General features: G+C 61.1%; 11 protein-coding genes. 5 read left to right on the top strand and 6 right to left on the bottom strand.

From position 1 onward, the window contains the following. The first annotated feature begins 21 nt into the window (after nucleotides 1-21). The 4 genes from AAHA39_RS13470 (at nucleotide 22) to AAHA39_RS13485 (ending at nucleotide 4,760) form a co-directional block, all read left to right on the top strand. Complete coding sequence (locus AAHA39_RS13470; RefSeq protein ID WP_033115676.1) at nucleotides 22-1,020, top strand: BMP family lipoprotein; 999 nt, start codon at nucleotides 22-24, stop codon at nucleotides 1,018-1,020. Between the two features lie 91 nt (nucleotides 1,021-1,111). Next, nucleotides 1,112-2,677: an ABC transporter ATP-binding protein gene (locus tag AAHA39_RS13475; protein WP_071913910.1), complete on the top strand. Its 1,566-nt coding sequence runs from the start codon at nucleotides 1,112-1,114 to the stop codon at nucleotides 2,675-2,677. Beyond that, nucleotides 2,677-3,792 (top strand): ABC transporter permease, encoded by a 1,116-nt coding sequence (locus tag AAHA39_RS13480; protein ID WP_041209784.1) that lies wholly within the window; start codon nucleotides 2,677-2,679, stop codon nucleotides 3,790-3,792. Before AAHA39_RS13475 ends, AAHA39_RS13480 begins: the two co-directional genes overlap by 1 nt. 2 nt (nucleotides 3,793-3,794) lie before the next feature. Beyond that, a complete protein-coding gene (locus tag AAHA39_RS13485; protein ID WP_033115673.1) occupies nucleotides 3,795-4,760 on the top strand; it encodes an ABC transporter permease in 966 nt (321 codons plus the stop codon). Between the two features lie 172 nt (nucleotides 4,761-4,932). Here AAHA39_RS13485 and AAHA39_RS13490 read toward each other — a convergent pair whose 3' ends face one another. Next, on the bottom strand, nucleotides 4,933-6,918 hold the full coding sequence (locus AAHA39_RS13490) for a bifunctional 2',3'-cyclic-nucleotide 2'-phosphodiesterase/3'-nucleotidase (RefSeq protein ID WP_320657145.1): 1,986 nt from the start codon (nucleotides 6,916-6,918) through the stop codon (nucleotides 4,933-4,935). Nucleotides 6,919-7,373: 455 nt separating this feature from the next. On the opposite strand from AAHA39_RS13490, the gene AAHA39_RS13495 reads away from it, so the two are divergent. Next, entirely contained in the window at nucleotides 7,374-8,243 is an 870-nt protein-coding gene (locus AAHA39_RS13495; RefSeq protein WP_320657146.1) for a hypothetical protein, read from the top strand. Between the two features lie 86 nt (nucleotides 8,244-8,329). Here AAHA39_RS13495 and mgtE read toward each other — a convergent pair whose 3' ends face one another. From mgtE to nirB, 5 genes are all read right to left on the bottom strand, one after another. Next, nucleotides 8,330-9,754, bottom strand: a complete 1,425-nt coding sequence (gene mgtE / locus AAHA39_RS13500; protein WP_041209780.1) for a magnesium transporter — start codon at nucleotides 9,752-9,754, stop codon at nucleotides 8,330-8,332. 344 nt (nucleotides 9,755-10,098) lie between these two features. Next, entirely contained in the window at nucleotides 10,099-11,499 is a 1,401-nt protein-coding gene (cysG, locus tag AAHA39_RS13505) for a siroheme synthase CysG (RefSeq protein ID WP_320657147.1), read from the bottom strand. 12 nt (nucleotides 11,500-11,511) lie between these two features. Further along, nucleotides 11,512-12,324 carry a nitrite transporter NirC gene (nirC, locus tag AAHA39_RS13510; protein ID WP_320657148.1) on the bottom strand — a complete coding sequence of 271 codons (813 nt, stop codon included), beginning with the start codon at nucleotides 12,322-12,324 and terminating at the stop codon, nucleotides 11,512-11,514. Nucleotides 12,325-12,381: 57 nt separating this feature from the next. Then, entirely contained in the window at nucleotides 12,382-12,699 is a 318-nt protein-coding gene (nirD, locus tag AAHA39_RS13515) for a nitrite reductase small subunit NirD (RefSeq protein ID WP_320657151.1), read from the bottom strand. Then, nucleotides 12,699-15,245 carry a nitrite reductase large subunit NirB gene (nirB, locus tag AAHA39_RS13520; protein WP_320657149.1) on the bottom strand — a complete coding sequence of 849 codons (2,547 nt, stop codon included), beginning with the start codon at nucleotides 15,243-15,245 and terminating at the stop codon, nucleotides 12,699-12,701. Before nirB ends, nirD begins: the two co-directional genes overlap by 1 nt. Nucleotides 15,246-15,404: the final 159 nt, after the last annotated feature.

Below are 15,404 nucleotides of genomic sequence, written 5' to 3' on the forward strand. Positions count from 1 at the left end.
ATAACAATCAAGGATACGATCGTGACTAAAGTGCTCAAACTGGCCACCGTGGCCTCCCTCACTCTCGCTGCTCTCTCTGCTCAGGCTGCTTCCGAGCCGGCCGTGATCTATGACACCGCGGGCAAGTACGACAAATCATTCAACGAAGCCGTGTTCCGTAACGGCGTCGAGCTTTACAACAAGGACAAAGGGGTAAAGGTCAAAGAGTTTGAGCCCCAGAACGAAGCCCAGCGCGAGCAGGGTCTGCGTCGTCTGGCCAGCCGTGGCAACGGCCCGATCGTGGCGGTCGGCTTCAACATGGGTTCTGCGGTAGAGAAGGTTGCGACCGAATTCCCGAAAACCCAGTTCACCATCATCGACATGGTGGTCGACAAGCCGAACGTCCAGTCCGTCATCTTCAAGGAGCATGAAGGTTCCTTCCTGGTGGGCGCACTGGCTGCCATCGCCTCCAAAACCGGCAAGGTCGGTTTCGTGGGTGGCATGGACATCCCGCTGATCCGCAAGTTCGAGTGCGGCTACGAGCAGGGTGCCAAGTACGTCAATCCGAAGATCGAAGTGTTCCAGAACATGGCAGGCTCCACTCCGGCCGCGTTTGCTGACCCGGCCAAGGGTGCCGAGCTGGCCAAGTCCCAGTTCGCCAAAGGCGCTGACGTGGTTTACGCCGCAGCCGGCGGTACCGGTATCGGTGTCTATCAGGCTGCCAAGGACAGCGGCAAGTTTGCCATCGGCGTAGACTCCAACCAGAACCACCTGCAACCGGGCACCATGCTGACCTCCATGGTCAAGTCTGTGGGTCTGGCTGCCTACCAAACCTGGGATGACGCGGCCAAAGGCCAGTGGAAACCGGGTATCAAGAACCTGGGTCTGGCCGAAGGCGGTGTGGATTGGGCGCTCGACAAGGACAACGAGAAGCTGATCACCCCGGAGATGAAAGCCAAGGTGGATGCCATCAAGGCCGAGATTATTTCAGGCAAGGTCAAGGTTCATGACTACATGAGCGACAATACCTGCAAATACTAATTAGATAGTTGCTGCTACGACTCTCAACGCACCGACCGGCCCGCACGGGCCGGTTTTTACAGTCTTATTTCATGAAACGCAGGGCTGCATCATGGACCAGACAGATCGCTATGCCATCGAATTAAGAGGTATCGATAAGCGGTTCGGCGAAGTGTACGCCAACAAGCTGATCGACCTTAAGGTTCGGAAAGGCAGTATTCACGGCATCGTTGGCGAAAACGGCGCCGGTAAATCCACCCTGATGAGCATCATTTACGGCTTCTACCATGCCGATAAAGGCGAGATGTTCATCGACGGGAATCCTTTCAAACCCCACGGTTCACAAGATGCGATTGCCGCAGGCGTGGGCATGGTGCACCAGCACTTCATGCTGGTGAACAACTTTACGGTTTTGGAAAACGTCATCCTCGGCGCTGAAAATGGCTGGCACCTTCAGCAGAGCGTGGCGTCGGCAGAGAAGCTGCTCGGCGAGCTGGCGCGGGACTATGGTCTCGAAGTGCCACTGCACGAGAAGGTGGAAGATCTGCCGGTGGGCCTGCAACAGCGGGTCGAAATTCTCAAGGCGCTCTATCGCGGTGCCCGCATCCTGATCCTCGACGAGCCGACCGGGGTACTGACTCCGCAAGAGGCGGATCACCTGTTCAAGGTGCTGGAGAAGCTGCGGGATCAGGGGGCTACCATCATCCTCATCACTCACAAGCTGCGCGAGATACTGGCCATCACGGATCAGGTCTCCATCATGCGCCGCGGCGAGATGGTGGCGCACGTTGCTACCAAGGATACCGACAAGGAGCAGCTGGCCGAACTGATGGTGGGCCGCAAGGTGCGCCTCAAGGTCGACAAGGGGCCGACCCAGCCGGGCGAAGCCAAGCTGAAGGTCGAGGGGCTCAGCTACTTCGACGCCAGCAAGGTGGAGCGGGTCAAATCGGTCAGCTTCGAGGTGCGCGCCGGTGAAGTGGTCGGCATTGCCGGGGTCTCCGGCAACGGCCAGTCCGAGCTGCTCAGCCTGCTTGGCGGCATCATCAAGCCGAGCAAGGGCGGCTTTACCATCAGCAGCCGCAGCGGCGTGCACAAGGTGAGCGCCGAGCAGGCAGCCGATCCCGAGATGGTGCGCAACTTCGGCCTCGGCCATGTGCCGGAAGATCGCCACAAGATGGGTCTCATCAACCGCTTCGAGGCGAAAGAGGCCTTTATCCTCGGTTATCACCGCCGTCCGCAATACAACAAGGGGTGGCTGCAGAACAAGGAGGCGATCCAGCAGGATTGCCAGGCCAAGATGGAGAAGTGGGACGTGCGCCCGCCCCATCCCGACCACAAGACCGCCAACTTCTCCGGTGGCAACCAGCAGAAGCTGGTGATCGCCCGTGAAGTGGAGCAGGACCCGGATGTGCTGTTGATCGGCCAGCCGACCCGCGGGGTCGATATCGGCGCCATCGAGTATATCCACCAGCAGATCATCGCCATGCGCGACAAGGGCAAGGCGGTGCTGCTGGTCTCGGTCGAACTGGACGAGATCATGAGTCTCTCTGACCGCATTCTGGTTATTGCCGACGGTCGCATCGTCGGCGAGCTGGATGCCGCCAAAGCGGACGAGCGCACTATCGGCCTGATGATGGCCAACATAGTGCCGGATGAAGTTGCCAAGGAGGCCCACTGATGAGCCAAGTACGTATTCCTGCCTGGGTCTCCGTGGGCGTCGTGTCTGCGGTCAACATCCTGCTGGCCTTCCTAGTGTCGGCCATCCTGTTCTACTACCTCGAGATCAACCCGGTCGATGCCGCCAAGATTATGTGGTACGGCGCGTTCGGCACCGGTGAAGGGTTTGGCTTTACCCTCTACTATGCAACCGGCTTTATCTTCACCGGTCTGTCGGTAGCGGTCGCCTTCCACGCCGGTCTGTTCAACATCGGCGGTGAAGGGCAGGCCTATATCGGTGGTCTGGGTGTCGGTCTGGTCTGTCTGACCCTCGGCGATGTGCTGCCGTTCTCCCTGCTGTTGCCGCTCTCCATCGTTGCCGGTGGTCTGTTCGGTGCGGCCTGGGCCTTTATTCCGGCCTGGCTGCAAGCCAAGCGCGGCAGCCACATCGTTATCACCACCATCATGTTCAACTTCATCGCCGCCTCGCTGATGGCCTATCTGCTGGTGGAGGTGTTCAAGCCGCCCGGTTCGATGGCAACCGAGAGCCGGGTCTTCGCCGAAGCGAGCTGGCTGCCCAAGATGACCGGGCTGGCGAGCCTGTTTGGCGTCGAGATGCCGAACAGCCCGCTCAACATCAGCTTCTTCTGGGCGCTGATCTGTGCGGCGCTGGTGTGGGTCTTTATCTGGCACACCCGCTGGGGCTACGAGATCCGCTCGGTCGGCGCCAGCCAGAGTGCCTCCGCCTACGCCGGTATCTCCTATCCCAAGGTGGTGATCCTGGCCATGGTCATCTCCGGCATGCTGTCGGGCTTCTTCGCCCTCAACGTGCTGCAGGGTGAGCTGCACCAGATCAAGCTCAACTTCGTGGAAGGGTTCGGCTTCACCGGTATCGCGGTGGCGCTGATGGGGCGTAACCACCCGGTTGGCGTCATCATCGCCAGCCTGCTGTTCGGTTTCCTCTATCAGGGGGGCGCCGAGCTCAGCTTCGAGTTCGGTGTCGACCGCAACATCGTCGTGGTGTTGCAGGGTCTGGTGATCCTGTTCTGTGGCGCCCTTGAGCACATGATGCGTCCGCGCATCGAGCAGCTCTATCTGGCGTTTGCCAACCGCTCTGCGCAAGTCAAGGGGGCCTGATCATGTTTGAAATTCTGATCCTGATGCTGGATGCCACCATCCGTACCGCGCCGCCCCTCATTCTGGCCGCCATGGCCGGCATGTTCTGCGAGCGCTCCGGGGTGGTCAACATCGCGCTGGAAGGCAAACTGCTGGCGGCGGCGTTCGCCAGTGGTGCGGCGGCAGCGGTCTCCGGTTCCGCCTGGGTGGGACTGGGTGCCGGGATTGCCATCTCGGTGCTGTTTGCCCTGATGCACGGCTTTGCCACCATCACCCACCGCGGTGATCAGGTGGTGAGCGGGATGGCCATCAACATTCTGGCGGCCGGTCTGACCGTGACGCTGGGTCGTTACTGGTTCGATCAGGGTGGCCAGACGCCGGCGCTCTCCGGCGATGCCCGCTTTGCTCCCATCGACTTCCCCTATGCCAAGGAGCTTTACGATGTGCCGGTGATTGGCCAGCTCTACAGCGAGCTCTTGAGCGGCCACTCCCTGCTGGAGTACGTGGCGTTCGCCTGCGTGCCGCTGGCCTGGTGGGTGATGTTCCGTACCCGCTTCGGTCTGCGGCTGCGGGCGGTGGGCGAGGCGCCGGCTGCGGTCGATACCGCCGGTATCTCGGTGGTGCGGATGCGCTACACCGCGCTCATCATCGGCGGCCTGCTGGCCGGTATCGGTGGCACCTATCTGGCGGTAGCCCAGACGGCCCAATTCATCCCCAACATGAGTGCGGGCAAGGGCTTTATGGCGCTGGCGGCGCTGGTGTTCGGCAAGTGGCGCCCCTGGAATGCCATGGCAGCCTGCCTGCTGTTCGGCTTCCTCGATGCGGTCGCCATCCGTCTGCAAGGGGTGACCATCGGCGACTTCCCGATCCCGGTACAGGCCATCGAGGCACTGCCCTACATCCTGACCGTGTTCCTGCTGGCCGGCTTTATCGGCCGCGCCGTGGCGCCGAAGGCACTTGGTACACCCTATGTGAAGGAGCGGGAGTAGCGTTCCTTAGCGCGATATTCCCGACCACCCAGATAACAACAGGCCCACTTCGGTGGGCCTGTCTTTTTATGGCTGCTGTGGCGCGGATAGTACGGCCGCCTTGCCGGGTGGGCTGGAAATAAAAAAGCCCCCTCATACGGGAGGGGGCTTGGCCTGATGGCTGGTTTCTGAATCAGGGAACCAGCTTGTAGACACCAAAGCCGGGGTGCTTGGGATCGCTGGCCGGCAGGGTCTCCACATAGTTCAGCTTGCCGCCGGTCAGGGCTTGCGCCTCGCTGCGCGGAGAGCTGTAGATACGCAGATCCAGCGTGCCGGGCAGAGGGGCCAGCTGCCAGTTGTTGTCTGCCGCTGGCGTGAAGCCGCCCGGATTGTTGGTGGCCAGCAGCTTCAGATACTCGGAGAGTACTTCGCGTGTTTCGAAGGGATCTTCATGGACGATCACCTTGCTGTTGATGCCCGGGAAGTTGCCACCGCCGCTGGCGCGGTAGTTGTTGGTCACCACATAGAACATCTGGGCCGGATCGACCGGTTGCCCCTGATAGGTGAGATCGGTGATGCGGTAGCTGTCGCTCACCTTGTTGCCATCCACGTCGTAGCGGGCTGCCTTGGTCACATCAACCTTGTAGTTGACCCCGTCGATGACATCGAAGTTGTAGGTACGGTACTTCTCGTTGACCAGCCACTGGGTTGCTGTATTCGCAGGGTCGATCTTGTTGAACTGGACAGCGCTCTTCTCCAGCCACTCCTTGACGGTGGCACCGTTGATGGCCACGACCTGCAGGGTGTTGGGGTAGACATAGAGGTCGGCCACATTGCGCAGGGAGATATTGCCCGCCGGCACATAGGTGAAATCGGTCGGGCCATTGCGGCCCCCGCGGAACGGTGCGGCGGCGGAGAGGATCGGCCACTTCTCCTTGAGCTGACCATCCTGCTGCAACTTCTTGGCGTGCCAGAGCTGGGCATCGCTGACGATCTGGATGGAGGGGTCATCCTGTACCAGCGCAAAGAAGCTGTGGATGGGTTGGGTAATCTTGCTGAGGGGCTCGTCCAGCCACTGGTTGGCCTGCTCGTGTTCGGTGATGACCTGATCGACCACCGCCTGATCTTCCACGCTGGTGGCGCTGCTGTCGATCTTGCGCAGCTGTGCCTGGCTGGAGCTGACCTGCCAGCGACCATCCTGCCAGGTCATATGCAGGTCGATGATGCCGAGGTGGTTGCCCCATACGCCGGGCATGACAGCCGGTACGCCCGCCAGGGTGCCTTTGTCGTTGTCCACATCGGTCATGTTGGGGTAATCGCCTGGGAAGGTGCGGTGGGCATGGCCCAGCAGCAGGGCGTTGACCCCCTTCACCTTGGCCAGCGGCAGAGCGGCGTTCTCCATCAGCGGTTCGCGCGGGTCGCCAATGATGCCGGTGTGAGCGACCACCACTACGATGTCGGCACCTTTGGCCTGCATCTCGGGCACATAGTGCTCGGCAGTCTCGACCATATCGGCCACCACTACCTTGCCCTCCAGATTGCGCTTGTCCCACTGGGTGATCTGGGGCGGGGTCAGGCCGAGTACGCCAACCTTGATGGTCTGGTTGTTGCCGTTGGCATCTTTCACCTGACGATCAAGCAGCACGTAGGGTTTGAACTTCTGCTTGCTCCAGTCGATGGTGCCCTTGCCATCGCGACTGAAGGCATCGGCCTCGAAGACGTTGGCGTTGATATAGGGGTAGTTGGCCCCCTTGAGCGTCGCAGCGAGGAAATCGAGCCCGAAGTTGAATTCGTGGTTACCCAGGTTGCCGACATCATAGTTCAGGGTGTTCAGCGCCTTGATGGCGGGGTGGGTCTGCTTGCTCAGCCACTGCTGCTTGACCTGCTGGTCGTGGATGTAGTCGGCCAGCGGGGTGCCCTGAATCAGATCGCCGTTATCGATCAGCAGGTTGTTGGCGTTTTCCTCGCGCGCCTTGCGGATCAGAACTGCAGTACGGGAGAAGCCGAGTGAGGCATCCGGCTTGTTCTGGTAGTAGTCATAACCCAGCAGGTTGGAGTGGATATCCGAGGTCTCTATCAGCCTCAGGTTGACGTCACTGGGAGCCTGAGAGTTGTTGTCGTTGCAGCCGGACAGCAAAAGAATAACGGCCACTGCGCTCAATTTGAGAGTGGTTTTCATGGGTAGGGTTCTCTTTGTTATGGGAATTGCCAGCATCGGGCATTTTATCGGCGACCAAAGAGGGTGGATGTGAGCCTGCTAACACTCCCGGCTAAGATGGCTCCTATCAATAGAGCTATGGGACTGATTTGGCGGTTTTTTCCAATTTTGGCTCGCCATGCGTGACGTCTTGTATTGCTGCGGTTTCGCTAAAAAAAGGGTGGGGTAACTGGATTTTTTTGTGGCCTTTTGGCTCGTCTGTAATGGTTGGTTACAGATCTCCATTCGACTGCCGAGTGACCTCTCAATTAAATTCAGCGCCGATTTATTGCACCTCTAATTACAAAGCAATCGCAAGGAACAACAACCATGAGAATGTGTAACAAGGCGCTGCTGGTCTGGCCTGCACTGCAGCACTGTCTGCTTGTGATGGCGAAAAAGCCGCCAACAGTATTGCCAAGCGTGATCCGTTGATCATGCAAGAAGCCGGTTTGTATCAGGCTCAGCTGCTGAGTGGTACCAGTGAAAAGTCTCCATTAAGAATGCTGTCCGGTCTGGATGGTGTGGCGTTGATCTACCCGAAAAGCGATATCGAGCAGCGTTGGGGTGTTTGGGTTGATAACAACGATAAGGGGGTTGTCACGGCAAGCCAGTGGGTTGGTAAGGCAGCCCAACAGCTGCCGAAAGACAAAGACTTTTACCCTGTCGTGCTGACCCGCAATTCTGAGCGGTTCCAAGAAAGCGGTGGATTACCTGCTGGCGATAATTCGAGTAATGACCATAACTTAATCTCTTTCAAAGATCAGTCCGTGCGTGATTCTCAAGATAAAGAAGTCAAACGCTGGGTCTTTGATTTCCGTCGTACAGGGATCGAGTTTGGTACAACCAAATCTCCGCTCTACCCGCAGTGGGAGGGAATGATAGCGCTCAATCCAATAGTTGGTGGGACAAAGTCAGTTGAGCCTGCTCTCTGGGTTAGCAAGGATGATCAGGGTTTTAGCTATGCCATGACCGGCAATCTCGAAACCGCAATTGCCGCTGATGGTAAATTGAGCGTTCTGATTGAAATGCCTGCTGCAGGCTGCACTCTGATTGGTAAGGGAGACAAGCCGACTAAAGGCCTCAACAAGCTGACTTTCAACCTGAAGTCACCGGATAAGGGTGTTTGTGTGTTCGACGAGGCAAAAGTTCAGAGCGTGCTTGAAATGCGTTGGACTATGGCATTGGCGAAGGCTGAAACGGTCACAGCATATACCACAGCATTTAGCGTTGAAGGGCGAGATCAGCTAGTGATCGGTTTCCCTGAGATGGATGGCTTTATGCTGGTTGCGGAAAAGAAGAAATAATTTTTACCTGTAGTTTTCCTCTCCGTTTTCACCCCGGCTATGCCGGGGCTTTTTGTATGCAGAGGAGGGGATTTTCTTGCGCGGGTTTAGAGCAGGAACAGGGTCGCCAGACCGAGGAAGATAAAGAAGCCGCCGGTGTCGGTGATGGCGGTGATCATCACGCTGGCGCCTACGGCCGGATCGCGGCCGAGCCGGTTCATGGTCATGGGGATAATCACCCCCATCAGCGCCGCCACCAGCAGGTTGAGCACCATGGCCAGGGTCATCACGGCGCCGAGCGCCGCATCCTGATAGAGCAGGAAGGTCGCCACCCCCATGGTGCCGCCCCACACCAGCCCGTTGATCAGCGCCACCCCGAGTTCGCGCAGCAGCAGGAAGGAGAGGTTGCCCGCCTGAATGTGCTGCAGCGCCAGCGCCCGCACTATCATGGTGATGGTCTGGTTGCCGGTGTTGCCGCCGATCCCGGCGACGATGGGCATCAGGGCCGCCAGTGCTACCAGTTGCGAAATGGTGTGCTCGAACAGGCCGATCACCCGCGAGGCGACAAAGGCGGTGCAGAGATTGATGGCAAGCCAGGCCCAGCGGGTCTTGACCGCCTTGGAGACAGGGGCGAACACATCCTCCTCTTCACTGATACCCCCCATCCGGCGCAGGTCGGTGTCGCTCTCCTCATAGACCAGATCCACCACCTCTTCGACGGTGAGGCGGCCCATCAGCTTGCCCTTGCCATCCACCACGGCGGCGGAGAGCAGGTCATCCCGCTCGAAGGTGCGGGCGGCCGCTTCGTCGTTATCCTCCGGATCGAAGGTGACCGGGTCCTGCTCCATCACCGCATTCACCCGGGTATCCGGCTTGTGCAGCAGCACCGTGGTGAGCGGCAGCTCCCCCAGCAGGTGGTTGCGCCGGTCGATGACGAACAGCTTGTCGGTGTTGGCGGGGATCTTGCCGCGCAGGCGCAGATAGCGCTGGACGGTGGCGAGCGTCACCTCGGGGCGGATGGTGATGATCTCGAAATCCATCATGGCGCCGACGGTGTGCTTGCCGTAGCGGATCACCTCGCGCACCCGATCCCGGTCGGCGGGGGCCATGTAGGTAAGCAGCCGTCCCATCAGGTTGCGGGGCAGGTATTGGCCCAGATAGATCTGATCGTCGATGTCGAGGGTGCGCAGGGCATCGAGCAGCTCTTTGTCGCTCATGCCGCTGATGAGGCTGTCCCACACCGTCTCCGACGCCTCGACCAGAGTCTGACCGCGCTTCTCTTCACTCACCAGCGCCCACAACACATGGCGCTCATCCGGCGGCAGCGACTCCAGCGCATCGGCGACGTCGGCGGCGGGCAGGCTGTTGACCAGCCGGGTCAGCTCGCTGGTCTGGTCGCGCTGTTCGGCATCCTGCACCGCCTGCGGATCGAGCAGGCTGTCGGTGAGGGCGTCATCGCGCAGCAGCAGGGTGAGAATGCGGGATCTGTCTTCCGCACGCTGCCTGGCGCTGTTTTTGATGGGAAGAGACATGGAGAGGTTCCTGAGCTGGTGGCCATAGGGCCGAATAGCCATAGGATACCAGACTTAAAACAACAGGTTATGACGGCGCGCAGTGGTGCAGAGATTTATCCGGCAGAGATCGGGCGAGGGCTTGGCGCAGGCGCAATGGCAGGAGGAGGACGGTTTGGGGGGGGAAATGACTCAGTATAAATTTAATTTATGGATTTTCCCTGCTTGGCCCAACTTTAACTTATAGCGAGTGGATTGATCCCTTCAGCCTGTTTCAATGCTCACAGATTGCCAGCCATGGCCATCGCCCGATCCCGGTGAGACGGTTGCTCGGCCGGGATCGGGTGACGGACAGGTTCAAATGGTCAGGCGAGGGCTCGCTGAGCCTGTGGTGCCTCACCAAACCAGGCAAGCTGGTCCGCCAAGGTCACCACAGATCCCACCATGATGAGGGCCGGGCTCTCGACCCCCATCGCCAGCGCGGGCAACTGGTCGAGGGTGCCGCGAATGACCCGCTGGCAGGGTTGGGTGCCGCGCTCGATCAGCGCCACCGGAGTGTCGCCCCCCTTGCCGTGGGCCAGCAGCTGCTCGCGGATAGTGGCGCAGGATGAGAGCCCCATGTAGAAGACCAGCGTCTGTTTGTCCTTGGCCAGCAGCGGCCAGTCGAGATCCCGGGCGCCTCCCTTGCCGTGCGCGGTAACGAAGCGGACGCTCTGGGCGTGATCGCGGTGAGTGAGCGGAATGCCGGCGTAGGCGGCGCAGCCGCTGGCCGCGGTGATCCCCGGCACTACCTGCAAGCCAATCCCAGTACCAACTAGCGTCTCCAGCTCTTCGCCGCCACGGCCGAAGATAAAGGGGTCACCCCCCTTCAGCCGCACCACCCGCTGGCCCTTCTTCGCCTCCTCCAGCAACAGCTGGTTGATCCCCTCCTGCGGCACGCAGTGGTTGCCCGCCTGCTTGCCGACGAAGATGCGCTTGGCGTCGCGGCGCACCAGTGCCATCACCTCGTCCGAGACCAGCCGGTCATAGACCACCACGTCGGCCTGCTGCATCTGGCGCAGGGCGTGCAGGGTGAGCAGGCCAGGATCGCCGGGGCCGGCTCCCACCAGCACTACTTCGCCAGCGGTGTTGCATTCGTCGGCAAACAGGTTGTCGGCCAGCTGATTGGCGGAGGCGCTATCACCGCGCGCCAGCGCTTGACCGAGCCGGTCGGCCCCGAGCAGCCGCTCCCAGAAGCGACGCCGCTCCCCCATGCTGGCGAAGCGCGCCTTGACCCGCTCCCGCAGGCTGCCGGCGAAGGTCGCGACGGCACCCAGATGCTGGGGCAGCAGGGCTTCCAGTTTTTCCCGCAGCAGCCGGGCCAGCACCGGTGCCTTGCCGCCGGAGGAGATGGCCACCATCAGCGGCGAGCGGTCGATGATCGACGGCATGATGAAGCTGGAGCGCTTCGGGTCATCCACCACGTTGGCAAAGATCCGCGCCCGGTTGGCGCTCTGGTAAACCAGCGCATTCACCTCGCGCCGATCGGTGGCGGCCACCACCAGCCACTTGCCCGCCAGTTGCGCCGGTGTGAATTCATCGGCCAGCCACTCGATGCTGCCGTTGGCAGCCAGTTCCGCCAGCTCGGGGTCGAGCTTGGGCGCGACCACGGTGAGGTGGGCACCGGCATCCAGCAGCAGGCGCGCCTTGCGCTCCGCCACCTCGCCACCGCCGACCAGCAGCACGGGTTTGTTGTCGAGTCGGCAAAAGATGGGCAAGTAGTCCATGGGGCCTCCTGATCAGGCGGTTCTGGTCTGGTTGGCGGTGCTGGTGGTTTCGCTCACCGCGACCGGGCGCTCAGCCTTGGGGGTGGCATACCAGTAGCCGAGGCCCATAAAGAGGGCGCCGGAGACGGTGTTGCCGAGGGTCACCCACAGCAGGTTGTGGCCGATGCCGCTCAGGGTGTAGGCATCCGAGTGGGCACCGAACCAGGAGAGGGCGAACAGGGTCATGTTGGCGATGGAGTGCTCGTAGCCGGAGGCGATGAAGGCCAGCAGGCACCACCAGATGGCAATGAAGCGGGCGGCACCCTCGGTGCGCAGTGCCATCCAGATAGCGAGGCAGACCAGCCAGTTGCAGAGGATCCCCTTCATAAACAGGGTCAGCGCCGGTGCCTGGGTCTTGGCCAGCGCCACCTTGTGGGCCAGACTGCCCGCGTCCGGCAGCAGGCTGCCGCCGTAGGAGTAGATGAGCGCCACCACGATGGAGCCAATCAGGTTGCCGGCCCAGGTCTGCGGCAGGATGCGCAGCAGGTCGGCCATGGTGATTTTGCACGTCTTCACCCCGAAGGTGAGGAACATGGTGTGGCCGGTAAACAGCTCGGAGCCGGCGATGATCACCAGCGTCAGGGCGATGCCGAAGGTGGCCCCCATCACCAGCGGCCGGATGGCGGGATCCACCAGATTGCCGAGGGTGAAGATGAGGATGATGCCGAGGCCCACATAGGCCCCCGCCATGGCGGAGCTGAGCCAGAAGCCGAGCTTGTCGCTGCGCTCGAAGCGGTTGATGCGGGCCGCGTTGGCGGCGCACTTGTTGATGGTTTCCGTGTACATCTAGTGAGTCCTTGAAAGGGCTGCTCTCTGGCAGCCCGAAAGAGAGTGAATTTGGCTTTAGACGGCGACCCAGACCTGCTGGTCGCGTACTTCAACGGGGTAGCTTTGAACCGACATCGCAGGGTTGTCGAAACAGTGGCCATCGCTCAGGCGAAAGCGCTGCTTCTTGAGCGGGCTGGCGACCCAGAGCTCGCCGTCGTGTTCGCAGATCAGGCCCCGCGACAGCACGTTGGCGGCGAAGAAGGGATCCCGGTTGTCGATGGCGAACACTTCGGCGGCCGCGCTCGGGCGGAACAGGGCGATCTGACGACCCTCGATCAGAGTGCAGACGCCGGTTCCCGGCAGGATGTCGTTGAGTTGGCAGGCAAGTTTCATCATTTGGTCTCCACCTCGATCTGGTAGACGGGGATGCGCTCGGCCGGGGTCGCCGGTCGATGCTGGTCGCGCTCGGCGACGAACTGAACGTCCGGATCGCGCTTGTCGCTGTTGATGAAGTGGCTGAATCGCTTGAGTGCCTCCTCTTCGTTGAGGGTGCGCGACCATTCGCACTCGTAGCTGTCGATCAGGGTCTGGATATCGCGCTCCAGGGTCTCGGCCAGCCCCAGCTTGTCGTCGACGATCACCTCGCGCAGGTAGTCGACGCCCCCTTCCAGATTGCCGAGCCAGACCGAGGTGCGCTGCAGTTTGTCGGCGCTGGTGACGTAGAACATCATAAAGCGGTCGATCAGCTTGATGAGGGTTTCGCGGTCGAGGTCAGACGCCAGCAGATCGGCGTGGCGCGGCTTCATGCCGCCGTTGCCGCCCACATAGAGGTTCCAGCCCGCGTCGGTGGCGATGATGCCGACATCCTTACCTTGGGCTTCCGCACATTCGCGGGTACAGCCGGAGACGCCGAACTTCATCTTGTGCGGGGTGCGAATGCCCTTGTAGCGGTTCTCGAGGAAGACCCCGAGGCCGACGCTGTCCTGCACGCCGAAGCGGCACCAGGTGCTGCCGACGCAGGTCTTGGCCATGCGCAGCGCCTTGGCGTAGGCCTGACCGGTCTCGAATCCGGCTGCCAGCAGTTTGCGCCAGATGGCGGGCAGATCATCCTTCTGAGCCCCGAACAGGCCGATGCGCTGGGCGCCGGTGATCTTGGTGTAGAGCTTGTAGTCGCGGGCCACTTCGGCCACCGCCAGCAGCCCTTCCGGAGTCACTTCGCCACCGGCCATGCGCGGGATGACGGAGTAGCTGCCGTCCTTTTGCATGTTGCCGAGGAAGATATCGTTGGTGTCCTGCAACGGGATGTTGCGCGGGCTCAGCACATGCTCGTTCCAGCAGGAGGCGAGGATGGAGCCGACGGTCGGTTTGCACACCTCGCAGCCATAGCCCTGACCGTGCTTGGCCAGCAGCTCGTCGAAGCTCTTGATCCCCTCCACCTTGACCAGATGGAACAGCTCCTGACGGGAGTGGGGGAAGTGGGCGCAGAGGTGGTTGTTGACCTCGATGCCCTGCTTCACCAGCTCGGCGTTGAGCACCTGACTGATGAGCGGCACGCAGCCGCCGCAGCCGGTACCGGCCTTGGTGTGCTGCTTGATGGCGGCCAGGGTGGTGTGCCCCTCGGCCACCGCCTTGGCGATGTCGCCCTTGGAGACGTCGAAGCAGGAGCAGATCTGGGCACTTTCCGGCAGGGCATCCACCCCCAGCGTCGGCTTGGCACCGGCGTAGGCAGGCAGGATCAGGGTGTCCGGGTGGCTCGGCAGCGGCAGGGCGTTGAGCATCATCTGCAGCAGGTTGCCGTAATCTTCCACGTCACCCACCAGCACGGCGCCGAGCAATCGGCTGTTGTCCTCGCTCACCACGATCTTCTTGTAGACGCCGGCCTGATCGTCCTGAAATACATAGCTGTGGCTGCCCGGGGTGCGGCCGTGGGCATCGCCGATGGAGCCGACGGAGACGCCGAGCAGCTTGAGCTTGGCGCTCATGTCCGCCCCTTCGAAGCGGCTGTCGCCGCCGAGCAGATGGTCGACGGTGATCTGGGCCATCTTGTAGCCCGGTGCCACCAGCCCGAAGAAGCGGCCCTGCCAGGCGGCGCACTCGCCGATGGCGTAGATGTCGGGGTCGGAGGTGAGACAGTGATCGTCGATGACGATGCCGCCGCGCTCGGCGATGACGAGATCACCGTAACGGCCGAGGGTATCTTGCGGACGAATGCCGGTGGAGAAAACCACCACGTCCACTTCCAGCTGGCTGCCGTCGGCAAAGGCGAGGCGGTGTTTCGCCTGCTCGCCGCCATGCATCAGGATCTCGCTGGTGCTCTTGCTGGTGTGTACCTGCACGCCCATGGATTCAATCTTGCGGCGCAGCAGCTGGCCGCCCTGACCGTCGAGCTGCTCGGCCATCAGCACAGGGGCAAATTCCACCACATGGGTTTCGAGACCCAGTGCCTTGAGGGCGCCGGCGGCTTCGAGGCCAAGCAGGCCGCCACCGATCACCACCCCGCTCTTGCCGCTCCTGGCGGCGCTGCGGATGGCTTTCAGATCCTCGATGGTGCGATAGACGAAGCACTCGTGGTGCTGACTGCCCGCAATGGGCGGCACCCAGGGGTAGGAGCCGGTGGCCAGCACCAGCTTGTCGTACCCGACCACAGTGCCCTTATTGGAGTGCACTTCGCGGTTGGCCCTGTCGATTTTTTTCACCGCTTCGCCGAGCAGCAGGCGGATGCCGTGCTTGTCGTAGAAGCCGGGTTTGACGAGGGAGAGATCTTCGCTGGTGTGATGGGAGAAGTAGGAGGAGAGATGGACGCGATCGTAGGCGGGACGGGGTTCTGCACCGAAGACGGTGATCTCGTAGCGGCCCGGGTCGGCCCGCTCGATCAACTCTTCGATGAAGCGGTGCCCCACCATGCCGTTGCCCACAACGACCAGTCTGACTTTGCTCATGATTGCCTCTAGTTTGGAGTAATAAAACATCATTCTGGGGCTAGGCTACCCAGTCAGTCGGGGCGGGCAATTGATGCAAATCAAGTGTCTATTTATATATCTCGTCAGGGGTAATTCGATAAAATTCAAAGATATACAAAATTAGGTATACCAGTTGAT

This window comes from Aeromonas sp. SE22 (genome assembly GCF_038739755.1).
GTDB classification, from domain to species: Bacteria; Pseudomonadota; Gammaproteobacteria; order Enterobacterales; family Aeromonadaceae; genus Aeromonas; species Aeromonas jandaei.